Source organism: Micromonospora sp. NPDC048907, from assembly GCF_055586885.1.
In genome coordinates this window covers 757,040-783,740 of record NZ_JBVJHI010000001.1, presented here as the reverse complement: position 1 = coordinate 783,740, position 26,701 = coordinate 757,040, and the positions used below count along the sequence as shown (strand labels likewise).

The window sequence follows — 26,701 nt, the reverse complement described above, 5'->3', positions numbered from 1 at the left end:
GCATGCCTGGAACCCGGAGCAGTGGTCTGCTGGCCCTCGGCGGGATCGTCCTGGCGGCGGTGCTCGCCGTCCTCGGTCACCTCGAGGTGAACGACAACCTGAATCCCTGGTCGCTGACCGTCAGCGACTTCGCCGTCTCGGACCGGGGCGGCGTCATCGACACGGCCATGGCGGTGCTCGCGGCGGCCACGCTCGTCCTCCTGCCGGCGCTGCGCCGGGCCGGCGCGGGCCGGTTCGCGGGGGCGCTGCTGGTGGCCTGGTCGGCCGGCCTGCTGGCCGCCGCCGTGGTGCCCACCAACGAGCCCGGCCTGCCCATGGACGCCGCCGCCTACGTGCACCGGTACGCCTCGGTGGTGGCCTTCCTGGCGCTGCCCGTCGCCGGCTGGCTGCTCGCCCCGCGGCTCGGCGGGCGCGCCGGCGGCTGGCTGCGCGGGCTCACCGTGACCAGCCTGGTGCTGGCCGCGGCCATGATCTGGTCCGCCTACCCCGGCGACCGGGTGCTGATCGGCCTCGCCGAGCGCCTGCTCATCCTCGCCGAGGTCGCCCTGCTCGCGGTGGTCGCCGGCACCCTGCTCCGCCGCGGGAACGGCGAGGTGGGGGCGTCCCGACTCCGGGAACACCCCCACCTCGCCGAGCTGGCGGTGCCGGCGCGAGAGCGCGAGCTCACTCCAGCTCGTGGAGCATGAGCTGGCGCGCCGCCTCGGTGATCGAGCCGGACAGGCTCGGGTAGATGGTGATGGTCTGGGCCAGCTCGTTGACCGTGAGGTTGTTCTCCACCGCCATGGTGATCGGCAGGATCAGCTCGCTGGCCTTGGGCGCCACCACCACACCGCCGATCACCTGGCCGCTGGCCGGCCGGCAGAAGAGCTTCACGAAGCCGTCGGCCAGGTCGGCCATCTTCGCCCGGGCGTTGCCGGAGAGCGGCAGCATCACCTGGCGGGCCGGGACCTTTCCGGCGTCGACCTCGTCCTGCGAGACGCCGACGGTGGCCAGCTCCGGGTCGGTGAAGACGTTCGCCGCGACGGTGCGCAGCCGCAGCGGCCGGACCGCCTCGCCGAGCGCGTGCCACATGGCGATCCGGCCCTGCATGGCGGCGACGCTGGCCAGCGGCAGCACCCCCGTGCAGTCACCGGCCGCGTAGATGCCGGGAACGTTGGTCCGGGAGACCCGGTCGACCGTGACGTAGCCGCCCCGGGCCAGCTCGACGCCGTACTCGGCGAGGCCCAGGTCGCCGGTGTTGGGGATCGAGCCGACCGCGATCAGCGCGTGCGAACCGGCGACCACCCGGCCGTCGGCGAGCACCACCTCGACGCCGTCGCCGATGCGGCGGACCGCCTCGGCCCGTGAGTTGTTGAGGATGGTCATGCCCCGGTTGCGGAACACCCGCTCGATCGCGGAGGCGGCGTCGGCGTCCTCGTGCGGCATGACCCGGTCGCGGCTGGAGACCAGCGTGACGTCGACCCCCATGGCCAGGTAGGCGCTGGCGAACTCGGCGCCCGTCACGCCGGAGCCGACCACGATCAGATGCTCGGGCAGCTCGGGCAGGTCGTACACCTGGCGCCAGGTCAGGATGCGCTCGCCGTCGGGCAGGGCGGTGGGGAGCTGGCGCGGGGTGGCGCCGGTGGCGATCAGCACGGTGGTGGCGGCGATCGAGTACTCCTCGCCACCGCCGGCCGGCGTGACGATCACCCGGTGGGTGTGACCGAGGGTGTCCTCGCCGAGCCGGGCGGTGCCGGCGACGAACTCGACACCGGCCTTGACCAGCTTGGTGTGGATGTCGGCGGACTGGGCCAAAGCGAGCCGCTTGACCCGCTCGTGCACGGTCCGGGCGTCGACCGTGACGGCCTCCAACCCGTCGGAGTGCACCCCGAACTCCTCGGTGTCGCGGTAGCCGGTGACCACCTCCGAGCTGGCGATGAAGGTCTTGGACGGCACGCAGTCGGAGAGCACGCAGGCGCCGCCGGCCCCCTCCGCCTCGACCACGGTGACATCAGCGTCCAGCTGGGCGGCGACCAGCGCCGCCTCGTAGCCGGCCGGCCCCCCGCCGATGATCACGATCTGGCTCACGGAGCCATCCTTTCGTTCGCGACTGCCGGGCTCCGCTCCGCTGCGCTCCTCGCGCTCACCGCGCTCGCCCCCGATCAATGCTCACAGTGACTTTCTTCTCCCCGTCGCGCTCGACACGCACCGTCGTATTCTCCCCCACCCGTCGGCCGGGCTATCGTCATCGCCGTGCGTCTTTACGCCGCTTACGGCTCAAACCTGGACCCCGCCCGCATGCGTGCCTACTGTCCGCATTCGCCGATGGTGGGCACCGGTTGGCTGGAGGGGTGGCGGCTCACCTTCGCCGGCGAGGACGTCATCGGCTGGGAGGGCTCGGTCAGCACCGTGGTCGAGTCGCCGGGCGACCGGGTCTTCGTGGCGCTCTACGACATCCACCCGTACGACGCGGCCCAGCTCGACGAGATCGAGGGTGTGACCTCCGGGACGTACCGGAAGCTGACCGTGCGCGTCTCGACGCTCGACGGGGACGTGACCGCCTGGGTCTACGTCTTCGACGGCTACGAGGGCGGCCTGCCGACGTCGTGGTACCTGTCGGAGATCGCAAACGCGGCGGAGAAGGCGGGCGCGCCGGACGACTACGTCACCGAGCTGCGGTCCCGCCCCACCGGCACCGCGTCCGCGTAGCGCGTCTCCCACCTCTCCAGTGTGCTCCGGGCGGATCCCGCTCGGGCGGCGGCCCCGCGACGGGTCGCGTATCACACACCCGCGGCGGGGACGCTCCGCTCGTACATGTCGGTCCAGCGCCCCTCGGCCAGCCCGACCGAGCGGTAGAGGGTGACCGGGCGGTCGGGTTGGCCAGGTCGACGCCGAGACCGGCCCCCGGCCGGCCCTTGGCCGCGTAGACGGCGAAGGCCCGGCGCAGCAGCGCCGCCCCCACCCCGCGCCGCCGGTACGCGGGCAGCACGGACAGCGTCCGCACCCAGCCCATGCCCTGGTCGAGTGCCTGGTCGGAGGACTGGAGGGCGCCGGCCGGCTCCCCGTCGACCTCGGCCAGGAACCACTCGTCCCACACCTTGCCGTACGACGGGAGCTGCTCGCGCCACTGGTCGAAGCCGACCGGCTCGTAGTCGGGCGTGTCCCGGAACGCGGTGTCGAAGATCCGGTGGAACAGCCGCAGGTCGGCCTCGTCGTCGGCGCGCAGCGGCCGGACGGTCACCCCGGCCGGGGGCGCCGGCTCGGCGGGGAGGTCGGCCAGCGAGCGGGTCATCCGGATGTACCGCTTGATCCGGGTGAAGCCGGCCTCGACCAGCTCCTCGGCCCAGCGGGTCTCCGACGCGAAGACGCCGGTCCGGGCGGTGAGGGCCGGCAGGCCGCGCTCGGCGGCCCGCTCGGCGACCCGGTCGAGCAGCCGGGCCAGCAGCGGGGCGCGCAGGTCGGCGGCGCGGTCCGGGACCACCGAGACGTCCACCCACTCCCGGCCCACGCCGGTGGGATTGCTCAGGATCGCCCAGGCCACCGCGGTGCCGTCCGGGTCGGTGACCAGCCAGGAGTCGCGGGCCGGGTCGACGAAGGGCGCGGTCAGGGCGTCCCGGACGTCCTCGGCGTCGAAGTCGGGATAGCCGACGGCGAAGGTGTCGGCGGCGTGCACCACCGCCAGGATCGCGGGCACGTCGTCGAGGGTGGGGCGGCGGGCGGTCCAGCCGGCGGGGAGCGTCACGCGGCCGATCCTGGCAGCCGCCCCGGCGGTCGCGCTTCCCATTTATCCGCCTCGGACGTGCAGTCGCGCGGCGGTGAGCAGGTTGAGCAGTTCCGCGCCCTCGCCGGGGCCGAGCGCCCGGAACGCCGGGGAGACCAGCCGGTCGGTCACCGCCTCGGCCCAGAGCCGCCGCCGCACCAGCGGCCCCACTGGCGGGTACGGCGGCGACCAGCCGCACGCCGCGGCACCCGCGTCCCCCTCGGGCCCGGCCAGCACCGCCTCCAGCGGTGTCATCCCGGCGGCCCGCACCGCCAGCAGGTACGCCCCGGCGAAGTGCTCGCGGAGCAGCAGCAGCGCGACCGCCGCCCGGGCGCCGGGCGTGGGGTCGTCGACCGGCATGGCCCGCCAGGCGGCGAACAGCGGCATGCCGCTGCCGTCCGCCGCGTCGACCACCCGGCACAGCAGCGCGGCGAGGCGGGAGGTCTCCGGGGCGTCGCCCAGGTGGGTGGCGCCCCAGCGGCAGCACTCGGCCAGGTTCGCGCCCGCCACCTCGATCGGTGGGACGGTCCGCACGGCGGCGTCCCAGCCGTCGGCGACCGCGTCCGGGGCGATGAAGCCGAGCGCGGCGGCGACCGTCTCGGCGCGCACGTCGCCGAGCGCGCCGGCCCGCCCGGTGATGTAGAAGGCCCAGCCGGAGATGCCCAGCAGCCGGGCCCGGCGCAGCGTCGACGGGCAGCGGGAGAACGCCTCCCCGAGCTCCAGCACCAGCGGCTTGCTGGCGGCGGCGACCTGCTCCGGGGTCATCGGCGGCACCCCACCGGCCGTCCACCGTGGTCATCCATCACGATCAGTCTGCCTCGTGGCCACCCTCCGCGGCATCCCCCTCTTCGGCGTCCAGCGCCTCCAACGCGGCCTCCACCTCGCCGGTGCGCCGGCGGGCGGCGGTGAGGGAGCGTTCCGCGCCGCGGCGGGCCAGCTTGGCCCGGCTCAGCTCCTGCTCGGCCACCACCCGGCGGCGTTCCAGCTCGGCCAGTTCGGTCTCGATCCGGTCCAGCGTCGCCACGCCGTCCCGTTCGGCGTCGGCGGCCCCGGTCAGTTCCGCCTCGGCCCGGTCCTGGTCGTCGCGAGCCTTGGCCAGCTCGCGTTCCACGGCCCGGCGGCGCTTCGCCCGCTCGGCCCGGGCCGCCCGCTCGGCGGCCCGCTGGTCGCGCGTCCGCCGGGTGTCGGTCCGCTCGGCCGCCCGGTCGGGTACGGCGGGTTCCTCCTCGCCGCCCCCGGTGACCAGCCGCAGTTGCGGCCGGGGCACCTCGCCGAACCCGGCGTAGTGGCTGGGCCGCAGCAGCCGGCCGGCACGTACCTGCTCGGCCACCTCGGTGTCGGAGAGCGCCGCGTTCAGCGTCGCCTCGACCTCGCCGAGCGGCAGCTTCCCGGCCGGCGGGGCGCCCGGCTCGGCCGCGGCCAGCTTGCGTACCTCGGCGACGAGCGCGCCCACGACGGCCCGGCGCTGCGCGGAGAGTTCGCGGAGCTTGCCGCCGCGCAGGTCCCGCTGCGCCGAGCGGAGCGACTCGGCGAGCTGCGCCAGGTCGGCGACCAGTTCCGGTCGGCGGATGGCCAGCAGGTTGACCAGCCAGGCGGCGACGGTGGGCCGCCGCAGTTTGCCGATCTCCCGGGCGCCCTTCGGGTCACCGGCTTGGCGTGCCTCGGCGACGGCGGCGTCCCGGGCCGCGACGAACCGGTCCGGCGGCGTCGCGTAGAGCCGCTGGACCAGGTCGGGGGGTGGACCGGCCATGCTCGCTCAGGCGTCGATCCGGGTGCCCGGTTCCAGGCGTCGGTACTCGGTCTTCGACATCGCGGTGTACTGCCGGTCGAGCACGCCGAAGCCGTTGTCGTTGAGCAGCGCGTCGTGCAGCGCGAACGCCCGGCGCGGGGCGACGGCCCGGATGAAGTCGAGCACCTCGGAGAACTTCGACCAGGGCGCGTGGATCGGGGCGAAGAGGGTGTCGACCTGGACGTCGTCGGGAACCACGAGAGCGTCGCCCGGGTGGTAGACGACATCGTTGATGAGGTAACCCAGGTTCGGGATGACGGGGATGTCCGGGTGGATGACCGCGTGCTGCCCGCCGTAGGCGCGGACCGCCACCCCGGCCGCGGTGAACGACTCGCCAGGCGTGACCACGGTCAGCGCCTCGGCGGCGTCACCCAGGACCCCGGTGAGGGAGGCCGGACCGTAGATCCGGGCGGGCCGCCGGTCCAGCGCCCGCGTCAGCGCCTCGACGTTCACGTGGTCCGGGTGCTCGTGGGTGATCAGCACCGCGTCCGCCCCGTCCAGCGCCGCCGGATCGCTGAAGATTCCCGGGTCCACGACCAGCACTCCCCCGTCGTGCTCCAGTCGCACGCAGGAGTGCGCGTACTTGGTGAGCTGCATCGTGACTCCTCGATTATCGAATCGTGACGTCCTCAGCGCAGTCTGCCGGAACCGGCGCGGTGTCGCGTCGCGTCCGACGTATCGGTCCCGCAGCGGGGCCGTCGAAGGATCGGAGCGCGGACATGAGGATACGGGACAGCCGCCGTCGGGGCCGAGGGCTCGCGGCGGCCGGGCTGCTGGTGGTGCTGGCCGCCGGAGCGTGCAGCGCGGACGGTGGGACCGACAACACGGGCTCGGCCGCGCAGCCGCAGGCGGCCACGGGCGGGGACGCGGCGGCGCGGGACCAGGCCGCGCCGGAGAAGGCGCAGCCCGGTGCGGGCGGCGCGGACCTGCGGGTCGACCAGCGGGCGATCATCTACACCGGAACGCTCCAGGTGCGGGTGGACGACGTGGAGCGGGCGGCCCACGAGGCGAGCACGGCGGCGACGGCCGCCGGTGGCTTCGTGGGCGGCGACCAGCGCAACAGCGACGCGGCGGACGCCCGGGCCGAGCTGACCCTGCGGGTGCCGGCGGACCGGTTCACGGCCGTGCTGGAGGCGCTGGTCAAGCTCGGCGAGCCGGAACGGCGCGAGGTGCGGACCGAGGACGTCACCGAGGAGACCGTCGACCTGGACGCCCGGATCGCCACCCAGCGCGCCCGGGTGGACAGCGCCCGGCGGCTGCTGGCCCGGGCCACCTCGATCAACGACCTCGTCACGCTGGAGAACGAGGTGGGTCGCCGGGAGGCGGACCTCGCCTCGCTGGAGGCGAAGAAGCGGCGGCTCGCCGACCTGACCGCCCTCTCCACCATCACGGTGACCTTCCTCGGCCCGGAGGCCGCGGCCGTCGAGGACGAGGAGGAGCTCGGCTTCCTGACCGGGCTGCGCGGCGGCTGGTCGGCGTTCCTGGGCTCGCTGCGGGTGGCGCTCACCGTGCTGGGCGCGGTGTTGCCGTTCGCGGTGGCGATCGGCGTGCCGGTGGCGCTCGTGGTGGCCCTGGCCCGCCGGCGCGCTCGCCGTACGCCCCCGCGGGGCCCGGCGCTGCCGGACGGTCCGCTGCCTAGCGGGCCGCCGCCAGTGCCCGCAGCGCGGTCTGGACCATGAGGCGTACGCCGACCGGGATGGCGCGCTCGTCGACGTCGAACGACGCCCGGTGCAGGTCCACGTTGGGCCCGTTCCGGCCGACGCCGAGGCGGGCGAGCGCGCCGGGCACGTGCTCCAGGTACCAGGAGAAGTCCTCGCCGCCCATGCTCTGCGGGGTCTCCGCGATGCCCTCCGGCCCGAGCGCGGCCGCGGTCGCGGCGGTGAACACGCCGATGGCCCGGGCGTCGTTGGTGACCGGCGGCCGGCCGCGCAGGTACTCCAGGTCGACCGTGGCGCCGGTGGGGGCGAGGACGTCCCGCACCACCTGAGCCACGATCTTCGGGGCCTGGTCCCAGGTGTCCCGGTCCATGACCCGCAGGGTGCCGGCGGCGCAGGCCTCGGAGGGGATGACGTTGTAGCGGGTGCCGGCCGAGGCGTGGCCGAACACCAGCAGCAGCCCGCTGTTGGCCGGCACCCGGCGGCTGACCAGGGTCGGCACCTCGGTGACCAGCCGGCCGAGCGCGTCGACCAGGTCGACGGTCAGGTGCGGGCGGGCGGTGTGCCCGCCCGGGCCGGTGAGCCGGACGGTGACGTTGTCGGCGGCGGCGGTGATCGGGCCGACCCGCAGGCCGACCTTGCCGACCGGCAGGTTCGGGTCGCAGTGCACGGCGAAGATCTGCACCACGTCGTCCAGGCCGCCGGCCTCGATGACCTCCAGCGAGCCGCAGGGCAGGATCTCCTCGGCCGGCTGGAAGATGAGCCGCACCCGGCCGTCGAGCTGGCCGAGGTCGGCGAGCTGGGCGAGCAGCATGCCCACGCCGAGCATCACGGTGGTGTGCACGTCGTGGCCGCAGGCGTGGCAGACGCCGTCCACGGTGGACCGGTACGGCACGTCCTTCGGGTCGCTCAGCGGCAGCGCGTCGATGTCGGCGCGGAGCGCGATCACCGGGCCGTCGGGGCGCCCGTCGATGTCGCAGATGACGCCGTTGCCCTTCGGCAGCAGGCGCGGCTTCAGCCCGGCGAGGGAGAGCTCCCGGTGCACGAGGGCGGCCGTCTCGAACTCCTCGCCCGACAGCTCCGGGTGGGAGTGGATGTGACGTCGGGTGGCGATGAGGCCCGGTACGCGCAGCGCGAGCAGATGGTCGAGCTCCAGGGGCAGGGGCTGGGACCCGGTCGGCGCCTCCGGCCAGGACGACGCCAGCGGGCTGCCCGAGGGCAGCGTCAACGCACTCGTCACGTCGAATTCTCGATCACTAGAGATGGAAGGATCATCGGGGAGAACAGCAGACAGCCTAGACCTCCGGCGGTGACGCTGCGCAACATCTTTCGCGTAGCGGTCGGACCGCGCAGCGTCACGAATGCCCTGGTGGGAGGGCTCGAATATCTGCGGGACAGCAGGTAGATCGCGGTCGAACGCCGTCATCTGCCCCACACCTCCTACAACGCGTAACCGATTCAACGGTCACCAAAAGACGTGCCGTCGTTCCGAATTGTCGCATTAGTCGCGACAATTAACTGCCGCTCGGACAATTGCGCGACAACGGTCGGCTGTCGGACGACTCCTCACGGTGACATGTCGCCCCCGGGTGCGACCGCACAGGCTGTCCGTCCCGTTCACCCGACCCGGTTACCCGCAATCCCGATCCGCACACGCGGGCCGGCTCCGGCCACGCTGCCCGACGGCTCCGGGAGCGGCGCCCGGGCGGCGCCGCCCGGGGAGGATCCGCACCGAGCCGTCACCGCCCCGCCGCATGCGGGGAGACCACCGACTCTACGCCGCCGCACCAGCGTCCGCCCAGGTCAGGGCGGTCGGGAACACGACGGCGGCCCGCGCCGGACACCGCGTGGGTGCCGGCCGGGCCGCCGCCGCCGTCGTCAGAACCGGTCGCTCGGCCGGTGGATCCCCCACACGTCGCGCAGCGTCCCGCACACCTCACCGACGGTGGCCCGGGCGCGCAGCGCCTCCTTCATCGGGTAGAGCACGTTGGCGTCGCCCTCGGCCGCGGCCCGCAGCTCGGCCAGCGCGCGCTCGACCGCACCGGAGTCCCGCTGGGCGCGCAGCTTGGCCAGCCGCTCCGCCTGGCCGACCTCGATCGTCGGGTCCACCCGCAGCGGCTCGTACGGCTCCTCCTCGTCGATCTGGAACCGGTTGAGCCCGACCACCACCCGCTCGCCCGAGTCGATCTCCTGGGCGATCCGGTACGCGGACTGCTCGATCTCCCGCTTTTGGAAGCCCGCCTCGATGGCGTCCACCGCCGAACCGTGGTCGAAGACCCGCTGCATCAGCTCGTCGGCGGCCGTCTCCAACTCGGCCGTCATGGCCTCCACCACGTACGACCCGGCGAAGGGGTCGACCGTGGCGGTCAGGTCCGTCTCGTACGCCAGCACCTGCTGGGTGCGCAGCGCCAGCCGGGCCGCCTTCTCGGTGGGCAGCGCGATCGCCTCGTCGAAGCTGTTGGTGTGCAGCGACTGGGTGCCGCCGAGCACCGCGCCGAGGCCCTGGACCGCCACCCGGACCAGGTTCACCTCCGGCTGCTGGGCGGTGAGCTGCACGCCGGCGGTCTGGGTGTGGAACCGCAGCATCATGGACTTCGGGTTCTTCGCCCCGAACTCGTCGCGCATGAGCCGGGCCCAGATGCGCCGGGCCGCCCGGAACTTGGCGACCTCCTCCAGCAGGGTGGTGCGCGCCACGAAGAAGAACGACAGCCGGGGCGCGAAGTCGTCCACGGCCAGCCCGGCGGCGAGCGCCGCCCGGACGTACTCCACGCCGTTGGCCAGGGTGAACGCGATCTCCTGCGCGGGGGACGCGCCGGCCTCGGCCATGTGGTAGCCGGAGATGGAGATGGTGTTCCACTTCGGCACCTCGGCCCGGCAGTAGGCGAAGGTGTCGGCGACCAGCCGCAGCGACGGCTTCGGCGGGAAGATGTACGTGCCCCGGGCGATGTACTCCTTGAGGATGTCGTTCTGGATGGTGCCGTTGAGCGCCGAGCCCGGCACCCCGGACTCCTCCGCCACGAGCTGGTAGAGCAGGAGCAGCACCGAGCCGGGCGCGTTGATGGTCATCGAGGTGGACACCTTGTCCAGCGGGATGCCGTCGAAGAGCGTCCGCATGTCCTCGATGGAGTCGATGGCGACGCCGACCTTGCCCACCTCGCCGTGCGCGATCGGGTCGTCGGAGTCGTACCCCATCTGGGTGGGCAGGTCGAAGGCGACGGAGAGGCCCATGGTGCCGGCGCGCAGCAGCTGGTGGTAGCGGGCGTTGCTCTCCGTGGCCGTGCCGAAGCCGGCGTACTGCCGCATGGTCCACGGTCGCGACGTGTACATCGTCGGGTAGACGCCACGGGTGTACGGGAACTCGCCCGGGCCGCCCAGCCGGGAGTCCAGGTCCTCCGGAAGGTCGGCCGCCGTGTAGACGCCCTTGATCGGGAAACCGGACTCGCTTGACCGCGCTTCGCTCATTACCGGATGGTAGGACGCGGTCGTCGTTCGTTGGGTGAGGGATACCGCACACCGCGGCGACGCCCGGCGACCGGAGGTGAGTAGCTGGCCACATACCGTCGAGTAGGTAAACGTCCGCCGCGTCGGGTTTCGCATCGGGCGTCGGAACCAGCAAGATAGTGGGGTTGTGTCCCAGCCCCCTCGATATCCCCCGGTGGCTTTTCTGTGACTCAGATCCCGACGTGGAGCGGCGGACCCGCCAGTCCCCCCACTGGACGCGCAGCACCCGGCACCACCATCGGTGGCCGCTACTCGCTGCGCTCGCCGGTCGGCAACGGCGGCATGGGCACGGTCTGGCGCGCGACAGACACCCTGCTGCGCCGCGATGTGGCGGTGAAGGAGGTCGTCCTCCCGCCGGGGCTGGCCCCCAGCGACCGCGACGCCCTGTACGAGCGGACCCTCCGCGAGGCCCGCGCGGCCGCCGCGATCCAGCACCCCGCCGTGGTCCAGGTCTACGACGTGGTCACCGAGGGTGGCCGCCCGTGGATCGTGATGGAGCTGCTGGACGCCCGCAGCCTCGCCGACATGGTGATCGAGGACGGGCCGGTCGCGCCCCGCGCGGTCGCCAAGATCGGCATCGCTCTGCTCGGCGCGCTGGAGGTCGCGCACGCGATCGGCGTGCTGCACCGCGACGTCAAGCCGGCCAACGTCCTGATCTGCACCGACGGCCGGTGCGTGCTGACCGACTTCGGCGTGGCCCGGATGCCCACCGACGTGCAGCTCACCACGCCCGGCATGGTGCTCGGCTCACCGCACTTCATCTCGCCCGAGCGGGCCATGGGCCAGGAGTTCGGCCCGCCCAGCGATCTCTTCTCGCTCGGTGTGACGCTCTACACCGCCGTGGAGGGGCGTCCCCCGTTCGACAAGGGCGACCCGATCGAGACCATGCACGCGGTGGTCGAGGACCCGCCGGCCACGCCGCAGCGCAGCGGCCCGCTAACCCGCGTGCTGATGGGCCTGCTGGAGAAGGACCCGGCCCGGCGGCTCGACGTGCACACCGCGCGGGGCATGCTGCGCGAGCTGCTCGCCGGCCCACTGACCAGCACCGCCACGGCGGTCAACTCGGTCACCGACCCGTACGCCGTGGTGCCGGTGCAGCGTCCGTCGACCCCGCCGGCGATCATCACGCCCGAGCCGAAGCCGGGCGGCCAGATCGGCGGCCGGGCGATGATCGGGCCCGGTGAGTCGCTGACCGACCGGCTCGCCGCCCTGCGCCGGGGCGAGCGCCCGGACTCCCCGCCGGCCGGTTCCGCCGCGCTCGACGAGACCAGCGCCGACGCGCTGGCCGGCCCGCTGCACACCCCGACCGGGGCGATGTCCGCGTCCGGCGCGGCCCCGGAGGCCACGCAGCGCATCTCACCCGACGCCACCCAGCGGCTCGGCCACACCGCCGGCCCGGACGCCACCCAGCGGGTGCCCGGCCACCCGGACGCCACCCAGCCGGTCTACGGCCGGGGTGCCGACGCCACCCAGCCGGTGTACGGCGGCAACCAGTGGTCGGTGCCGGGCACCGGCCAGCCGTGGACGACGTCCCCGGGCGGCGCGCCGGCCGACGGAGGCGCGCTCGGCCGGGCCAAGGGTGCCGGCGGCCAGCTCCTCGGCCGGGTCCGGAGCTGGCCGCGCAAGGTCCAGCTCGCCGCCGCCGGCGGCGTGGCCGTCCTGCTGCTGGTCGGCGTGATCGCGCTGACCAGCGGCGGCGACGACGCGCCCCCACCGATCGTGGGGGCGCTGCCCAGCGCGACGGCCGAGGCTCCGCCGGTGGAGATGCAGGCGCAGTCGGTCAAGGGCGTCAACGTGCAGGTGCCGAAGGGCTGGGACCGCAAGACCGGCGGCGTCTTCGTCGACTTCGTCGACCCGGGGACCGCGGGCCGCAAGGTGCGGATCCTCGCCGAGGACTGGAGCGGCACCTCGGTCAGCTGGGCCGAGTTCGCCTCCCGCAACCTGCGCGACAAGAGCAAGTCGTGCGCCAAGCCCTACGAGCAGCTGGAGATGAGCGAGTCGACGCTCGCCGGCAAGCCGGCCGCCGGTTTCGAGTACACCTGCGGCGACGGCGACGCGAAGCGACACGGCATGTGGCGCGGCGTGGTGCAGGACGGCAAGGTCTACTCGTTCTACCTGACCGCCAACGAGGCCGACTTCGCCGCGAGCAAGCCGATCTTCGAGGCGATGGCGCGGTCGTTCCAGCTCACCGGCGCCAACTGAGTCGAGGCCGACGACCGGTGGTGATCCGCCGCCATGCTTTCATGAGGCAATGGCGGCGGACACCACTGACCTTGACGACCTTCGCGCCCGGGCCGAGCGCTGGCTCGACGACGACCCCGACCCGGCCGACCGGGACGAGCTGCGCGCCGTCCTCGACGGGCTGCCGGGCAGCGCGCCCGAGCTGGCCGACCGGTTCGCCGGCCCGCTGACCTTCGGCACCGCCGGGCTGCGCGGCCCGCTGCGGGCCGGCCCGAACGGGATGAACCTCGCGGTGGTCACCCAGGCCGCCGCCGGGCTGGTCGGCTGGCTCGCCGCCCAGGGCGGCGAGGGCCCCCTCGTGATCGGGTACGACGCCCGGCGCGGCTCGCGGGCCTTCGCCGAGCGCACCGCCCAGGTGGCCACCGGCGCGGGTCGCCCCGCGCTGCTGCTGCCCCGACCGCTGCCCACCCCGGTGCTGGCCTTCGCGGTGCGGCACCTCGGCGCGGTGGCCGGCGTGATGGTCACGGCCAGCCACAACCCGCCCCAGGACAACGGCTACAAGGTCTACCTGGGCGCGCAGCTCGGCGGGGAGCTGGGCGCCGGCGCGCAGATCGTGCCGCCGGCCGACGCCGGCATCGAGGCGGCCATCCGGGCGGTCGGCCCGCTGGCCGGGGTGCCGCTCGGCCCGGCCGGCCAGGTGCTCGGCGACGACCTGGTCGCCGCGTACGTGGAGCGGGCCGCCGCCGTGGTCGATCCGGCCGGCCCACGGGACCTCAAGGTGGCGTACACGCCGCTGCACGGGGTGGGCGCCGCCGTGCTGACCGCCGCCTTCGCGCGCGCCGGTTTCGCGACGCCCGGCGTGGTGCCCGAGCAGGCCGAGCCGGATCCGGCCTTCCCGACGGTCAACTTCCCGAACCCGGAGGAGCCGGGCGCGGTGGACAAGTTGGTCGCGCTGGCCGGCAGCACCGGCGCGGACATCGCCATCGCCAACGACCCGGACGCGGACCGGTGCGCGGTGGCCGTGCCGGCGGACGGGTCGTGGCGGATGCTGCGCGGCGACGAGGTGGGCGCGCTGCTCGCCGACCACCTGATGCGGCGCGGCGTGACCGGCCTGTACGCCACCACGATCGTCTCCTCGACCCTGCTCCGGGCGATGGCCGCGGCGCGGGGCCTGCCCTACGACGAGACGCTGACCGGGTTCAAGTGGATCGTCCGGGCCGGGGGCGGCCGGGAGCCGCTGGTCTTCGGTTACGAGGAGGCGCTCGGCTACTGCGTGGCGCCGGAGCACGTCCGGGACAAGGACGGCATCACGGCCGCGCTGACCGTCGCCGAGCTGGCCGCCGGCCTCAAGGCCGAGGGCCGGACGCTCACCGACCGGCTGGACGAGCTGGCCGCCGAGTTCGGCGTGCACCACACCGACCAGCTCTCGGCCCGGGTGGAGGACCTGCGGCTGATCGCCGACGCGATGGCCCGGATCCGGGCGGCCACGCCGACCGCCCTGCTCGGGCACCCCGTCACCGAGGCGACCGACCTGCTCCCCGACGCGGACGTGGTGATCCTGCGCACCGACGCCGCCCGGGTGGTGATCCGCCCCTCCGGCACCGAGCCGAAGCTGAAGGCGTACCTGGAGGTGGTGGAGCCGGTGACAAACGGCGACGTCGCGTCGGCCCGCCACCGCGCCCAGACGGCGGTGACAGCCCTCCGCAACGAGATCGCCGCAGCCCTGGGCCTCTGACCCCCACCGCGGTGATCATGAAGTTAGCGGCAGAGAGAGCGATTTCCGGCACCGCTAACTTCATGATCGCCGGCGCGGGCGGCGCGGGCGGGGAGCCGGGCCAGCGCAGGGGCAGGGGGTGCGGCTCGTCAGGGGCGTTTGCCCAGGGCGGCGTCCACGGCCTCGGCCAGGGCGGCGATGACCAGGCTCACCGAGGGGCGGACGACGCTGTCGTCGAGGCTCACCGTGCCGGAGAAGCCGGCCCCCGTGGCGATCTCCTCCAGGCGCTTGCCGGCCTCCTCGGCGGCCGTGCCGGTCAGGCCCAGCGCCGGCTCCATCCGCAGCACCGCGACCAGGGTGGCGAGCGCGGCGGTCCGCTCGTCGGGGAGCTGCCCGGCGACGAGCGCGTCGGCCAGCCGCTGCCGGATGTCGGCCTCCACCGAGGCGTCCGCGACCGGGTAGCGGTGCACGTGGATGAAGCCCAGCTCGGTCTCGTCGACGTCCCGGACCACGCCCCGGCCGCAGAGGTCGCCGAGGATCCGGTCGCGCAGGCCGTGCCGCAGCCGCTGCACCCACGAGGACGGGGTGTGCGGGGTGTCGGCGGCGATCCGGGCCAGGACCTCGTCGGCGATGGGCTCCCCGGTCGGCGCCGGGTCGAGCACCGCCAGGTTCCCGTCGGCGTACGCGATCCGGCCGGCCAGGGCCAGCTCGACCAGCACCGCGGCGGCCATGCCGAGGTCCAGGCTGATCCGCGGCATCGTGGCCTTGCCGGTTTCGTCGTCATAGGCGAGGAGCAGCAGCTCTTCGGCGAGCGCAACACCAGTCATGGCCCGAGACGGTAGCGGCTGGGCGCACCCCGCGCACGGACTCGCCGGGTGCGGTGTCGGGGCGGCCCGCCGGCGCTGCCGGCGGGCCGGTCCGCGGGTCAGAAGCGGGGCATGCCGCCGAACTGGCGGTCCCCGGCGTCGCCGAGGCCCGGGACGATGAACATCCGGTCGTTGAGGCCCTCGTCGATCGACGCGGTGACCAGGCGCAACGGCAGCCCGGACCGCTCCAGCCGCTCGATGCCGACCGGCGCGGCCAGCACGCAGAGCACGGTGATGTCGGTGCAGCCGCGGTCGGCGAGCAGCCGGCAGCAGTGCTCCAGCGAGCCGCCGGTGGCCAGCATCGGGTCGAGCACCAGCACCGGCAGGCCGGCGAGGTCCCGGGGCAGCGACTCCATGTACGCGCGCGGCTCGTACGTCTGCTCGTCGCGGGCCAGGCCCACGAAGCCCATCGACGACTCGGGCAGCAGGCCGAGCGCGGCGTCGGCCATGCCGAGCCCGGCCCGCAGCACCGGCACGAGCAGCGGCGGGTTCGCCAGCCGGGTGCCCTCGGTGCCCGTGACCGGGGTCTGCACCGGGTACCTCTCGACGGGGAACGAGCGCGCGGCCTCGTACACCAGCATGGTGGTGAGTTCGTGCAGCGCGGCCCGGAACGACGCGGAGTCGGTCCGGGAGTCCCGCATGGCGGTCAGCCGGGCCTGGGCGAGCGGGTGGTCAATGACGTGTACGTCCACGATCGCTCAACCTACCGGTCCCCGGGCGGGCGTATCGCGGGTGCGGGTGGACCAGCGACGCCGCTCACGTGCGGCACCGCCGGCCGGCGCAACGTGACCAAGATCACCCGACGCGCGGGTGCGTAGTATTCGGGGCATGACGGCGACAGCGACGTCGGCCCGGTCGGACCTCTCCGAGCTGGGACGATCCGAGACCGCTCTGCGGACCTTCCTGCACGGCCTGCCCGGCGTGGACCAGGTCGGCGCGGAGCAGCGGGCGGCACAGCTCGGCACCCGCTCCATCAAGACCACCGCCAAGGCCCAGGCCATCGACCTGGCGATCCGGATGGTCGACCTGACCACGCTCGAAGGGGCCGACACCCCCGGCAAGGTGCGGGCGCTCGCCGCGAAGGCGCTGCACCCCGACCCGGCCGACCCGTCCTGCCCGCACGTCGGCGCGGTCTGCGTCTACCCCGCCATGGTCCCGTACGTGGCCGAGGTGCTGGCCGGCAGCGGCGTGCACCTGGCCAGCGTGGCGACCGCCTTCCCGTCCGGCCAGGCCCCGCTGGAGGTCAAGCTCGCCGACACCCGGGCGGCCGTCGCGGCCGGCGCGGACGAGATCGACATGGTGATCAACCGGGGTGCCTTCCTGTCCGGCCGGTACAAGGAGGTCTACGACGAGATCGTGGCCACCAAGGAGGCCTGCGGCGACGCGCACCTCAAGGTGATCCTGGAGACCGGCGAGCTGGCCACCTACGACAACGTGCGCCGCGCCTCCTGGCTGGCCATGCTGGCCGGCGGCGACTTCATCAAGACCTCCACCGGCAAGGTCCCGGTCGCGGCCACCCCGCCGGTGACCCTGGTCATGCTGGAGGCGGTCCGCGACTTCCGCGCCGCCACCGGGCGGCAGGTCGGCGTGAAGCCGGCCGGCGGCATCAAGACCACCAAGGACGCGATCAAGTACCTGGTCATGGTCAACGAGACCGTCGGCCCGGACTGGCTGGACCCGGACTGGTTCCGGTTCGGGGCGTCCAGCCTCCTCAACGACCTGCTCATGCAGCGCACCAAGCTGACGACCGGCGTCTACGCCGGCCCCGACTACTTCACCCTGGACTGAGCGCGATGTTCGAATACGCACCCGCCCCCGAGTCGCGCTCGGTGGTGGACATCAAGCCCTCGTACGGGCTCTTCGTCGACGGCACGTTCGTCGACCCGACCGACGGCGGCAGCTTCAAGTCGATCAACCCGGCCTCCGAGGAGGTGCTGGCCGAGATCGCCGAGGCCGGCAGCCAGGACGTGGACCGCGCGGTCCGCGCCGCGCGGGCGGCGTACGAGCGGGTCTGGGGTCCGATGCCGGGCCGGGACCGGGCCAAGTACCTGTTCCGGATCGCGCGGATCATCCAGGAGCGGTCCCGCGAGCTGGCCGTGCTGGAGTCGCTGGACAACGGCAAGCCGATCAAGGAGTCGCGCGACGTCGACGTGCCCCTGGTCGCCGCGCACTTCTTCTACTACGCGGGCTGGGCCGACAAGCTGGAGCACGCCGGCTTCGGCGCGAGCCCCCGCCCCCTCGGCGTGGCCGCGCAGGTCATCCCGTGGAACTTCCCGCTGCTGATGCTGGCCTGGAAGATCGCGCCGGCCCTCGCGGCCGGCAACACGGTGGTGCTCAAGCCGGCCGAGACCACGCCGCTGACCGCGCTGCTCTTCGCCGAGATCTGCCAGCAGGCCGACCTGCCGGCCGGCGTGGTCAACATCGTCACCGGCGCCGGCGAGACCGGCCGGGCCCTGGTCGAGCACCCGGGCGTGGACAAGGTCGCCTTCACCGGCTCCACCGAGGTCGGCAAGGCCATCGCCCGGGCGGTCGCCGGCACCCGCAAGAAGCTCACCCTGGAGCTGGGCGGCAAGGCCGCCAACATCGTCTTCGACGACGCCCCGATCGACCAGGCCGTCGAGGGCATCGTCAACGGCATCTTCTTCAACCAGGGGCACGTCTGCTGCGCCGGCTCCCGGCTGCTGGTCCAGGAGTCGGTCGCCGACCGGGTGCTGGAGTCGCTGAAGCGGCGGATGGCCCAGCTCCGGGTCGGCGACCCGCTGGACAAGAACACCGACATCGGCGCGATCAACTCGGCCGCGCAGCTCGCCCGCATCCGGGAGCTGTCCGAGGCCGGCGCCGCCGAGGGCGCCGAGCGCTGGTCGCCGCCGTGCGAGCTGCCGGACCGCGGCTTCTGGTTCGCGCCGACCATCTTCACCGGGGTCACCCAGGCGCACCGGATCGCCCGCGAGGAGATCTTCGGTCCGGTGCTGTCCGTGCTGACCTTCCGCACCCCGGCCGAGGCCGTGGAGAAGGCCAACAACACGCCGTACGGGCTGTCGGCCGGGATCTGGACCGACAAGGGGTCCCGGATCCTGTGGACGGCCGACCGGCTGCGCGCCGGCGTGGTCTGGGCCAACACGTTCAACAAGTTCGACCCCACCTCGCCGTTCGGCGGCTACAAGGAGTCGGGCTACGGTCGCGAGGGCGGCCGGCACGGGCTGGAGGCGTACCTCAATGTCTGAGCGGGTCGCGGTACGCAAGACGTACAAGCTCTTCATCGGCGGGAAGTTCCCGCGCAGCGAGTCGGGACGGTCGTATCTCGTGCAGGACTCCAACGTGTCGCTGGCCTCCCGCAAGGACGCGCGGGACGCCGTGGTGGCCGCCCGGGCCGCCGTGAAGGGCTGGGCCGGGGCGACCGCGTACAACCGCGGTCAGATCCTCTACCGGGTCGCCGAGATGCTGGAGGGCCGGCGCGACCAGTTCGTCGCCCTCGGCGCCCCCGCCGACGAGGTCGACGCGGCCATCGACCGCTGGGTCTGGTACGCCGGCTGGTCCGACAAGCTGCCCCAGGTCTACGGCGGCGCGAACCCGGTGGCCGGGCCGTACTTCAACCTCTCCGCGCCCGAGCCGACCGGCGTGGTGGCCGTGGTGGCCCCCGAGGCCCCGGCGCTGCTCGGCCTGGTCAGCGTGATCGCCCCGGCGATCGTGACCGGCAACACCGTGGTGGTGGCCGCCTCCCCGTCGGCGCCGCTGGCGGCGGTGACCCTGGCCGAGGTGCTGGCCACCTCGGACCTGCCGGGCGGGGTGGTGAACATCCTCACCGGCCGGCTGTCGGAGACCGTGCCGACGCTGGCCGCGCACATGGACGTCAACGCCATCGACCTGACCGGGGTCGCCGACGCCGACCTGGCCGCCGAGCTGGAGGTCAAGGCCGCGGAGAACCTCAAGCGGGTGCTCCGGCCGGCCCCGGCCGACAACGACTGGTACGCCGACCCGGGCATCACCCGGATGACCACGCTCCTGGAGACGAAGACCGTCTGGCACCCGAAGGGCGTGTGAGCCCCCTTCTACTACGCGAGGTAGGATTACGGGGTGACTCGGCTCGGTGATCTGGAACGTGCGGTGATGGACGTGCTGTGGGACTCGGTCCCCGCCACGTCGGACGGCGTGACCGTGCGGGAGGTCGCCGACGCCCTCGACGGGCGGGAGCTGGCCTACACGACGGTGATGACCGTGCTCGACCGGCTCGCCGGCAAGGGCATGGTGCAGCGCGAGCGGGAGGGGCGGGCCTGGCGTTACCGGCCCGCCGCCACCCGCGAGGCGCACATCGCCCAGCTCATGCTCGACGCCCTCGACCTCGGCGGCAGCCGGGACGCCGCGCTGGTGCGCTTCGCCCGCTCGGTGACCGGCACCGAGGCCGAGGTGCTCCGCGCGGCGCTGAGCGCCGAGGCCGGGCTGACCGACCGGGTCGAGGACCCGCGGGCCGGCGGCCCGGCGCTCGACGAGGCGACGGACCGGTAGGGCGGCCGCCGTGGCGTACGCCCTGCACTTCGCCGCGACCATCCTGGCCTGCTGGCTGACCGCGCAGGTCCTGGCCGCCGCGCGGTGGACCTGGCAGGCCCCGCGGGTGGCGATCGTCTGCTGGCAGGCGGTCGGGCTGGCGCTCGGCCTCTCCGCCATGGGGCTGCCCATGGCGCTCGGCCTGAGCGCGTACGAGCTGCCGACCGGGAGCGCGCTGCTCCGGCTCGTCGACGACCTGGCCCACGGCACGCTGCCGGCCGGGCTGGGGGCACTGCACCTCGGCCTGGTCGGGGTCGGTTTCGGCATCGGCGCGGTGCTGCTGACCACGACCGTGCGCAGCATCCACGGCACGGTGCGCGCCCAGCGCCGGCACCGGGAACTGCTCAGCCTGGTGGCCCGGCGGGACCCGACGGTGCCCGGTGCGCTGGTGCTCGACCACCCGAGCGCCGCGGCGTACTGCCTGCCCGGGGTGAAGCCGCGGGTGGTGGTCAGCGCCGGCACGCTCGACCTGCTCGACCGCGCCGAGCTGGCGGCGGTGCTCACCCACGAGCGGGCACACGCCCAGGAGCGGCACGACCTGGTGCTGCTGCCGTTCACCGCGCTCTGCCGGGCGCTGCCCTGGTTCGGCTGGGTGCGGGACGCGCACGAGCGGGTGGCGCTGCTGGTCGAGATGCGCGCCGACGACAAGGCCCGGGAGCTGCACGCCGGAGCGCCCCTGGCGGGGGCGCTGCGCCGGTTCGCCGCCGCCGGGCACCGCATCACCCCGGCCGGCACGCTGGGCCTGGGCGACCGCGACCTCGACGTACGCGTGCAGCGGCTCATGGTCGCCGACCGGCCGCCACGGGTGCTCGGCGCCACCGCGCTGTCCGTCGCGACCCTGCTGGTCGCCCTGCCGATCTCCCTCTTCCTGAGCTGACCGACGGGAACCCGACCCGGCGCCGTCACCGGACCACATAGGTAGTGAGGCTACGTGTAGGCTCGCTATGACAAGCGAGTCAACTAGTGGGAGGACGGCCGATGGATCCCCTGCTCCTCGCCCGCCTGCAGTTCGCCACGACCACCTCGATCCACTTCCTCTTCGTGGTGGTCACCCTCGGCCTGGTCACGCTGCTGGTCGGCCTGCAGACCGCCGGCTTCGTCACCGGCAAGCCGGTGTACGAGCGGCTCACCCGCTTCTGGGGCCAGCTCTACGTGATCAACTACGTGCTCGGCATCGCCACCGGCATCGTCATGGAGTTCCAGTTCGGGCTGAACTGGAGCGGCCTCTCGCGCTACGTGGGCAACGTGTTCGGCGCGCCGCTGGCCATCGAGACGCTTGTCGCCTTCTTCCTGGAGTCCACGTTCCTCGGCATGTGGATCTTCGGCTGGCACCGGCTGCGGCGCGGCGTCCACCTGGCGTTGCTCTGGGGCGTCGCGCTCACCGCGTACGCCTCGGCGTTCTGGATCATGGTGGCCAACGCGTGGCTCCAGCACCCGGTCGGCTACGAGGTGCGCGACGGGGTCGCCCACCTCACCGACTTCGGCGCGCTGCTCACCAACCCCACCCTCGGCTTCGCGTTCGGCCACGTGGTCTCGGCCGGCCTGGTCACCGGCGGGATGCTGATGGCCGCGGTCAGCGCCGGGCACCTGCTCCGGCGCACCCCGGACCACCTGCTCTTCCGGAAGTCGCTGCGGATCGGCCTGGTCACCGCGGCGCTCGCGGTGACCACGCTGCAGGGCTTCGGTTTCGCGCAGTTCGGCCCGGTCGGCGAACTCCAGCCGACCAAGTTCGGCGGCGGGGCCGACCGCGACGCGCTGGTCGCGGAGTGGACCGCGAGGTTCGGCCCGGGCGACTACACCCCGCCGGTGCTGTCCAACGTCGGGCTCGGCTTCATGATCCTCATCGGCTTCACGCTGGGCTGCGTCTGGTTCCTGCTGCCGCTGCTCTGGCGCGACTGGATCATCCGGCTGAAGTTCCCGCTCTGGCTGGTGCTGCTCGCCGTGCCGCTGCCGTTCGTCGCGGTGATCCTCGGCTGGATCGCCCGCGAGGTGGGGCGCCAGCCCTGGGTGGCGTACGGGCTGCTGCCGACCGGGCAGGCCGTCTCGCCGGTGGGCGCCGGGCTGATGCTCGCCTCGCTCATCGGGTTCACCCTGCTGCTCGGCACCCTCGCCGTCACCAACTGGGTGTTGCTGGTCCGGCACGCCGCCCGGGGCGCACACGACCCCGCGCTCGGCCGGCCGCCCGCGCCGGACACCGACCACCACCCCCACCCCGTGTTCGCCTGAGGAGCCCGCCGTGGAACTCGTCTGGTACGCCCTGCTCGGCCTCTTCTTCGCCGCCTACCTCGTGCTCGGCGGCTACGACTACGGCGTCGGGCTGCTGCTGGCCCGGGGCGCCACGCCCGAGGCCCGCCGGGCCGCGCTGAACGCGGTGGGGCCGTTCTTCCTCGGCAACGAGGTCTGGCTGGTGGCCGCGGTCGGCATCCTGTTCGGCGCCTTCCCCACCCTGGAGGGCGAGTTGCTCTCCGGCCTCTACCCGGCGGTGCTCGGCGCGCTCGCCGGGGTGGTGCTGGTCACGGCCGGGGTGCAACTCCGCAGCCGGCCGAGCGGCCGGGCGGCCCGCGCCTTCTGGGACCGGGTGGTGGTGGCCGGCAGCGTGCTCGCCGCGCTGGGCTGGGGCGCGCTGCTCGGCGCGCTGCTCCAGGGCGTGCCGCCGGCCGACCACGGGCACCCCGCCGGGGTCGGCCACCTGTCCACCCCGTTCGTGGCCGCCGCCGCGCTGGCGCTGCTCGCGCTGGTCGCCGTGCACGGTGCGACCTTCCTCACGCTGCGGCTGCCGGCCGCCGACCTGCCGTCGGTCGCCCGCCTGGCCCGGGGCCTGGTGCCGGCCGCGCTCACCGCGGTCGCCGCCGCCACCGTCCTGGGCCTGCTCTCCGATCGGGTACGCGCCGCGGTGGCCCACCCGGCGGTCGCTGTACTCCTGCCGTTGGCGCTGGTGGCGGCGCTGCTGGCGGCCCGCGCGGCGCTGCTTCGGGGCCGGGCCGGGCTGGCCTTCGCGGCGACCAGCGCGGCGCTGGCCCTGCCGGTACCGCTGGTCGGCGCGGCGCTCTGGCCCCGGGTGCTGGTCTCCACCGCCGACCCGTCCGCCTCGCTGACCGTGGCCGACGCGGCCGCGAGCGGGCCGACGCTGGCGCTGCTCGGCTGGCTGGCGCTGCCGCTCGTGCCGGCCCTACTAGGCTTTCAGGCGATGAGCTGGTGGGTGTTCCGGGGACGGACCGACGGCAGGGCACCGGTGTACTGGTGAACCGCCGCCCGTTCGACCCGCGGCTGCTGCGCCGGGTCCCCGCGGCCCGGCGCGACCTCGCCGTGCTCGCGGTGCTCGGCGGGCTGACCGCGCTGCTGGTGGTCGCGCAGGCCACCGCGCTGGCCACCCTGCTGGCCACCGCGATCGACGGGCGGCTGCACCGGCCCGCGCTGGCCGGTCTCGTGGCGGCCGTCGCGGCCCGGGCGCTGGTGAGCTGGGCGCAGGGCACCGTGGCGGCCCGGGCGGCGGCGACGGTCAAGGCGGCGCTCCGGGCCGACCTGCTGCGCGCGGTCGGACAGCACGGCCCCACCTGGGTCGCCGGCCGGCGGGCCGGGCAGCTCGCCACCCTCGCCGGGCGCGGCCTGGACGCGCTCGACCCGTACTTCACCGGCTACCTGCCGCAGCTCGTCCTGAGCGTGACCGTGCCGCTGGCCGTACTGGCCCGGATCGTGCTCGCCGACTGGAGCTCGGCGCTGATCATCGCGCTGACCATCCCGCTCATTCCCGTCTTCGGGGCACTGCTCGGCTGGCAGGCGCAGGCCGCCACCGAGCGGCAGTGGCGGCGGCTGTCGCTGCTCGGCGGCCATTTCCTCGACATGGTGGCCGGGCTGCCCACGCTGCGCGCGTTCGGCCGCGCCCGGGCCCAGGTCGGCGTCGTGCGCCGGATGGCCGACGGGCACCGCCAGGCCACCATGAGGACCCTGCGGATCGCCTTCCTGTCGGCGCTGGTCCTCGAACTGGTCGCCACCCTCTCGGTGGCGCTGGTCGCCGTGCCGGTCGGCATCCGGCTGCTCGGCGGCGGGATCACCCTCTCCACCGCGCTGCTGGTGCTGCTGCTCACCCCGGAGGCGTACCTGCCGCTGCGGGCCGCGGGCAGCCGGTTCCACGCCAGCATGGAAGGGCTGACCGCGCTGGACGAGGCGCTGACCCTCTCCGCGACGCCGGAGGGGGCCGCGCCGGAAGCCGCACGGCCCTCGCCGGACGGCCGGGGCGAGATCCGCTTCGAGGGCGTGACCGTCGCGTACGAGCGCACCCCGGCCCTGCGGGACGTCACGCTGACCATCCGCCCCGGCGAGCGGGTCGCCGTCATCGGGCCCAGCGGGGCGGGCAAGACCACACTGCTCAACCTGCTGCTCGGCTTCGTCACCCCGACCGCCGGCCGGGTCACCGTCGACGGCGTGGACCTCGCCGGGGTCGACCTCGACGCCTGGCGGCGCGAGCTGGCGTGGGTGCCGCAGCGGGCCCACCTCTTCGCCGGCTCGCTGGCCGACAACATCCGCCTGGGCGCCCCCGACACCCCGGACGCCAGGCTGGCCGGCGCGGTCACCGACGCCGCGCTGGACGAGGTGGTCGCCGCCCTGCCCGACGGGCTCGGCACCACGCTGGGCGAGCGCGGGCACGGCCTGTCCAGCGGGCAGCGGCAGCGGGTCGCGCTGGCCCGGGCCTTCCTCCGGGACGCCCCGCTCGTGCTCCTCGACGAACCGACCGCCCGGCTGGACAGCGCCAGCGAGGCCGTCGTGCTCGCGGCCACCCGGCGGCTGGTCGCCGGGCGTACCGCGCTGCTTGTCGCGCACCGGCCCGCGCTGCTGGAGGACGCCGACCGGATCCTCCGCGTCGAGGACGGCCGGGTCACCGAGCTGAGCCGCGTACCGGCCGGGAAGGTGACGCCGTGACCGACGGACCCGAGCGGGCGGTGCTCCGGCTGGCCCGGCCGTACCTGGGCCGCCTGCTGGGCGCCGGGCTGCTCGCCGCGGCCACCGAGTTCGCCGGGCTGGCCCTGATGGCCACCGCCACGTGGCTGCTCATGAGCGCCGCCGGCCGGCCGCCGCTGGACCGGCTGACCGTGGCGATCGTCGCCGTGCGCGCCCTCGCGGTCAGCCGGGGCGTGCTCCGGTACACCGAGCGGCTGGCCGGGCACGACGCGGTGCTGCGCATGATCACCGACGTCCGGGCCCGGGTCTTCGCCACCCTGGTGGCCCGGCGCGACGCCACCGCCCAGCGCACCGGCGACGCGCTGAGCCGGCTGGTCTCCGACGTGGAGGCGGTGCAGGACCTGCTGCTGCGGGTGCTGGTGCCGGGCGCGGCGGCCGCGCTGGTGAGCGTGCTGGCCGTCGGGAGCGCCGCGCTGATCTCGCTGCCGGCCGCGGGCGTGCTCGCCGTCGGGCTGCTGGTGGCCGGGGTGGCGCTGCCCGTGCTGGCCGCCGGGCTGACCCGGCGGGCCGCCGACCAGGTGGCCCCGCTGCGCGGCGCGCTCGCGGTGGACGCCGTCGACCTGACCCACGGCGCCGCCGACCTGGCCGCCTTCGGCGCGACCGGCACGGCGCTGGCCGCCGCCGAGACCCGGGCCGGCCGCCTGGCCCGGCTGGAACGCCGGCTCGCCGCGACCGGCTTCGCGGTGGACGCGGCCGGGGTGCTGGTCGGCGGCCTCACCGCCGCCGCCGTGGTGGTCGTGGCGCTGCGCGCGGGCGTCGGCGGGGTGCTGGTCGGTGTCCTGGCGGTGGGCACGCTGGCCGCCGTCGAGGTGTCCCTCGCGCTGGTCGGGGCGGCCCGGCAGCGCACCCAGCTCCGCACCGGCCTGGCCCGGGTGGCCGACCTGCTCACCGAGACCGGGGAACCGGCGCCGACCCCACCCGCCGGCCCGGCGGCGGGCGGGCACGACGTCCGGTTCGCCGGCGTGACCGTCCGCTACCGGGAGGGGGGCGCGCCCGCCCTGGCCGGGGTCGACCTGGACCTGCCCGCCGGCCGCCGGGTGGCCGTGGTGGGGCCGAGCGGCGCCGGCAAGAGCACCCTGGCCGCCGCGCTCACCGGCGCGGTACGCCCCGACGCCGGCCGGGTCACCGTGGACGGCGTGGACGTGTCCGACCTGGCGGACGAGGAACTCCCCCGCGTGGTCGGCGGCCTGCTCGCCGAGGCGTACGTCTTCCACGCCACGGTCCGGGAGAACCTGCTGCTCGGGCGGCCCCGCGCCGACGAGGCGGAGCTGACCGCCGCCACCCGGGCGGCCGGCCTGCTGGACTGGGTACGCGACCAGCCGGAGGGCTGGGAGACCGTGGTCGGCGAGCAGGGCGGGCAGCTCTCCGGCGGGCAGCGGCAGCGGCTCGCGCTGGCCCGGGCGCTGCTGGCCGCCCCGCCGGTGCTGGTGCTCGACGAGCCGACCGAGGGGCTCGACCCGGCGGCCGCGGACGCCGTGCTCGCCTCGGCGCTCGCCGCCACGCCGGCCGGGCACTCCGTGCTGCTGATCAGCCACCGGCTCAGCGGCCTCGCCGGCCTGGACGAGATCGTGGTGCTCGACGCCGGCCGGGTGGTGCAGCGCGGCCGGCACGAGGAGCTGGTGGCCCGGCCGGGCTGGTACCGGGAGCAGTGGCTGCTCCAGGAGGCGGCCGAGCGCGGCTACCTGGCCCTGGCCCCCTGAACCGCTTTCCGGGGTTTTCCCCGACGCGGCCGGCCCGGCGCGGTGGCAGGGTGGTCCC

At 74.6% G+C, this 26,701-nt stretch carries 23 protein-coding genes; 14 read left to right on the top strand and 9 right to left on the bottom strand.

Annotation, left to right across the window (positions count from 1 at the left end; genetic code table 11):
• The first annotated feature begins 2 nt into the window (after positions 1 to 2).
• Positions 3 to 686, top strand: coding sequence for a DUF998 domain-containing protein (locus ACZ6PY_RS03965; protein WP_466068958.1), 684 nt, complete (start codon positions 3 to 5; stop codon positions 684 to 686).
• Here ACZ6PY_RS03965 and ACZ6PY_RS03960 read toward each other — a convergent pair.
• Complete coding sequence (locus tag ACZ6PY_RS03960) at positions 664 to 2,067, bottom strand: NAD(P)H-quinone dehydrogenase (protein ID WP_466068956.1); 1,404 nt, start codon at positions 2,065 to 2,067, stop codon at positions 664 to 666. The two genes, ACZ6PY_RS03965 and ACZ6PY_RS03960, sit on opposite strands and share 23 nt — an antisense overlap.
• A gap of 165 nt (positions 2,068 to 2,232) precedes the next feature.
• Here ACZ6PY_RS03960 and ACZ6PY_RS03955 point away from each other — a divergent pair, with 165 nt between their 5' ends.
• On the top strand, positions 2,233 to 2,688 hold the full coding sequence (locus ACZ6PY_RS03955; protein ID WP_091260426.1) for a gamma-glutamylcyclotransferase: 456 nt from the start codon (positions 2,233 to 2,235) through the stop codon (positions 2,686 to 2,688).
• Here the strand turns inward: ACZ6PY_RS03955 and ACZ6PY_RS03950 are convergent.
• From ACZ6PY_RS03950 to ACZ6PY_RS03935, 4 genes are read right to left on the bottom strand one after another with little or no spacing between them, the layout of a single operon-like run.
• Positions 2,645 to 3,721, bottom strand: a complete 1,077-nt coding sequence (locus ACZ6PY_RS03950) for a GNAT family N-acetyltransferase (protein ID WP_466068955.1) — start codon at positions 3,719 to 3,721, stop codon at positions 2,645 to 2,647. The two genes, ACZ6PY_RS03955 and ACZ6PY_RS03950, sit on opposite strands and share 44 nt — an antisense overlap.
• Before the next feature lie 42 nt (positions 3,722 to 3,763).
• Positions 3,764 to 4,504, bottom strand: a complete 741-nt coding sequence (locus ACZ6PY_RS03945; protein ID WP_466068952.1) for an SCO6745 family protein — start codon at positions 4,502 to 4,504, stop codon at positions 3,764 to 3,766.
• Between the two features lie 43 nt (positions 4,505 to 4,547).
• Positions 4,548 to 5,489 carry a hypothetical protein gene (locus ACZ6PY_RS03940; RefSeq protein ID WP_466068951.1) on the bottom strand — a complete coding sequence of 314 codons (942 nt, stop codon included), beginning with the start codon at positions 5,487 to 5,489 and terminating at the stop codon, positions 4,548 to 4,550.
• Positions 5,490 to 5,495: 6 nt separating this feature from the next.
• On the bottom strand, positions 5,496 to 6,125 hold the full coding sequence (locus ACZ6PY_RS03935) for an MBL fold metallo-hydrolase (protein ID WP_466068949.1): 630 nt from the start codon (positions 6,123 to 6,125) through the stop codon (positions 5,496 to 5,498).
• Between the two features lie 122 nt (positions 6,126 to 6,247).
• Between ACZ6PY_RS03935 and ACZ6PY_RS03930 the strand changes: the two genes are divergently transcribed.
• Positions 6,248 to 7,207, top strand: coding sequence for a DUF4349 domain-containing protein (locus ACZ6PY_RS03930; RefSeq protein WP_466068948.1), 960 nt, complete (start codon positions 6,248 to 6,250; stop codon positions 7,205 to 7,207).
• On the opposite strand, the gene ACZ6PY_RS03925 is transcribed toward ACZ6PY_RS03930, so the two are convergent.
• Together ACZ6PY_RS03925 and ACZ6PY_RS03920 are read right to left on the bottom strand one after the other, a co-directional pair.
• A complete protein-coding gene (locus ACZ6PY_RS03925) occupies positions 7,164 to 8,423 on the bottom strand; it encodes an amidohydrolase (RefSeq protein ID WP_262287361.1) in 1,260 nt (419 codons plus the stop codon). The genes ACZ6PY_RS03930 and ACZ6PY_RS03925 overlap by 44 nt on opposite strands.
• A 638-nt stretch (positions 8,424 to 9,061) precedes the next feature.
• Positions 9,062 to 10,645 (bottom strand): acyl-CoA mutase large subunit family protein, encoded by a 1,584-nt coding sequence (locus ACZ6PY_RS03920; RefSeq protein ID WP_466068945.1) that lies wholly within the window; start codon positions 10,643 to 10,645, stop codon positions 9,062 to 9,064.
• Positions 10,646 to 10,849: 204 nt separating this feature from the next.
• Between ACZ6PY_RS03920 and ACZ6PY_RS03915 the strand changes: the two genes are divergently transcribed.
• Both ACZ6PY_RS03915 and ACZ6PY_RS03910 read left to right on the top strand, forming a co-directional pair.
• Complete coding sequence (locus tag ACZ6PY_RS03915) at positions 10,850 to 12,886, top strand: serine/threonine-protein kinase (protein ID WP_466068944.1); 2,037 nt, start codon at positions 10,850 to 10,852, stop codon at positions 12,884 to 12,886.
• Positions 12,887 to 12,935: 49 nt separating this feature from the next.
• Entirely contained in the window at positions 12,936 to 14,600 is a 1,665-nt protein-coding gene (locus tag ACZ6PY_RS03910; RefSeq protein WP_466068942.1) for a phospho-sugar mutase, read from the top strand.
• A gap of 128 nt (positions 14,601 to 14,728) precedes the next feature.
• Here ACZ6PY_RS03910 and ACZ6PY_RS03905 read toward each other — a convergent pair whose 3' ends face one another.
• Together ACZ6PY_RS03905 and upp are read right to left on the bottom strand one after the other, a co-directional pair.
• Entirely contained in the window at positions 14,729 to 15,406 is a 678-nt protein-coding gene (locus ACZ6PY_RS03905; RefSeq protein ID WP_466068940.1) for a GOLPH3/VPS74 family protein, read from the bottom strand.
• 98 nt (positions 15,407 to 15,504) lie between these two features.
• A complete protein-coding gene (gene upp / locus ACZ6PY_RS03900; RefSeq protein WP_466068938.1) occupies positions 15,505 to 16,137 on the bottom strand; it encodes a uracil phosphoribosyltransferase in 633 nt (210 codons plus the stop codon).
• Positions 16,138 to 16,273: 136 nt separating this feature from the next.
• Here upp and deoC point away from each other — a divergent pair, with 136 nt between their 5' ends.
• The 9 genes from deoC (at position 16,274) to cydC (ending at position 26,643) form a co-directional block, all read left to right on the top strand.
• The gene (deoC, locus tag ACZ6PY_RS03895; RefSeq protein WP_466068936.1) at positions 16,274 to 17,233 is read left to right on the top strand and encodes a deoxyribose-phosphate aldolase; all 960 of its coding nucleotides are present in this window, start codon (positions 16,274 to 16,276) and stop codon (positions 17,231 to 17,233) included.
• Between the two features lie 5 nt (positions 17,234 to 17,238).
• A complete protein-coding gene (locus ACZ6PY_RS03890) occupies positions 17,239 to 18,669 on the top strand; it encodes an aldehyde dehydrogenase family protein (protein ID WP_466068935.1) in 1,431 nt (476 codons plus the stop codon).
• Entirely contained in the window at positions 18,662 to 19,486 is an 825-nt protein-coding gene (locus ACZ6PY_RS03885) for an aldehyde dehydrogenase family protein (RefSeq protein WP_466068934.1), read from the top strand. Before ACZ6PY_RS03890 ends, ACZ6PY_RS03885 begins: the two co-directional genes overlap by 8 nt.
• A 33-nt stretch (positions 19,487 to 19,519) precedes the next feature.
• Positions 19,520 to 19,948, top strand: coding sequence for a BlaI/MecI/CopY family transcriptional regulator (locus ACZ6PY_RS03880; protein WP_091260462.1), 429 nt, complete (start codon positions 19,520 to 19,522; stop codon positions 19,946 to 19,948).
• A gap of 10 nt (positions 19,949 to 19,958) precedes the next feature.
• A complete protein-coding gene (locus tag ACZ6PY_RS03875; RefSeq protein WP_466068932.1) occupies positions 19,959 to 20,864 on the top strand; it encodes a M56 family metallopeptidase in 906 nt (301 codons plus the stop codon).
• 101 nt (positions 20,865 to 20,965) lie between these two features.
• Positions 20,966 to 22,213 (top strand): cytochrome ubiquinol oxidase subunit I, encoded by a 1,248-nt coding sequence (locus ACZ6PY_RS03870; RefSeq protein WP_466068930.1) that lies wholly within the window; start codon positions 20,966 to 20,968, stop codon positions 22,211 to 22,213.
• A gap of 10 nt (positions 22,214 to 22,223) precedes the next feature.
• Positions 22,224 to 23,231 (top strand): cytochrome d ubiquinol oxidase subunit II, encoded by a 1,008-nt coding sequence (locus ACZ6PY_RS03865; RefSeq protein WP_466068928.1) that lies wholly within the window; start codon positions 22,224 to 22,226, stop codon positions 23,229 to 23,231.
• Complete coding sequence (cydD, locus tag ACZ6PY_RS03860) at positions 23,228 to 24,904, top strand: thiol reductant ABC exporter subunit CydD (protein ID WP_466068926.1); 1,677 nt, start codon at positions 23,228 to 23,230, stop codon at positions 24,902 to 24,904. The genes ACZ6PY_RS03865 and cydD overlap by 4 nt, the downstream gene beginning before the upstream one ends.
• Positions 24,901 to 26,643 (top strand): thiol reductant ABC exporter subunit CydC, encoded by a 1,743-nt coding sequence (cydC, locus tag ACZ6PY_RS03855; RefSeq protein WP_466068924.1) that lies wholly within the window; start codon positions 24,901 to 24,903, stop codon positions 26,641 to 26,643. Before cydD ends, cydC begins: the two co-directional genes overlap by 4 nt.
• Positions 26,644 to 26,701 lie beyond the last annotated feature (58 nt).

Bases quoted from the DNA above. Each gene is read 5' to 3' on its own strand.
- ACZ6PY_RS03905 (WP_466068940.1), bottom strand. From the start codon at position 15,406: ATGACTGGTGTTGCGCTCGCCGAAGAGCTGCTGCTCCTCGCCTATGAC.
- ACZ6PY_RS03930 (WP_466068948.1), top strand. From the start codon at position 6,248: ATGAGGATACGGGACAGCCGCCGTCGGGGCCGAGGGCTCGCGGCGGCC.
- ACZ6PY_RS03920 (WP_466068945.1), bottom strand. From the start codon at position 10,645: ATGAGCGAAGCGCGGTCAAGCGAGTCCGGTTTCCCGATCAAGGGCGTC.
- deoC (WP_466068936.1), top strand. From the start codon at position 16,274: ATGACGGCGACAGCGACGTCGGCCCGGTCGGACCTCTCCGAGCTGGGA.
- ACZ6PY_RS03885 (WP_466068934.1), top strand. From the start codon at position 18,662: ATGTCTGAGCGGGTCGCGGTACGCAAGACGTACAAGCTCTTCATCGGC.
- ACZ6PY_RS03870 (WP_466068930.1), top strand. From the start codon at position 20,966: ATGGATCCCCTGCTCCTCGCCCGCCTGCAGTTCGCCACGACCACCTCG.
- ACZ6PY_RS03940 (WP_466068951.1), bottom strand. From the start codon at position 5,489: ATGGCCGGTCCACCCCCCGACCTGGTCCAGCGGCTCTACGCGACGCCG.
- ACZ6PY_RS03935 (WP_466068949.1), bottom strand. From the start codon at position 6,125: ATGCAGCTCACCAAGTACGCGCACTCCTGCGTGCGACTGGAGCACGAC.
- ACZ6PY_RS03890 (WP_466068935.1), top strand. From the start codon at position 17,239: ATGTTCGAATACGCACCCGCCCCCGAGTCGCGCTCGGTGGTGGACATC.
- ACZ6PY_RS03910 (WP_466068942.1), top strand. From the start codon at position 12,936: ATGGCGGCGGACACCACTGACCTTGACGACCTTCGCGCCCGGGCCGAG.
- ACZ6PY_RS03945 (WP_466068952.1), bottom strand. From the start codon at position 4,504: ATGACCCCGGAGCAGGTCGCCGCCGCCAGCAAGCCGCTGGTGCTGGAG.
- ACZ6PY_RS03965 (WP_466068958.1), top strand. From the start codon at position 3: ATGCCTGGAACCCGGAGCAGTGGTCTGCTGGCCCTCGGCGGGATCGTC.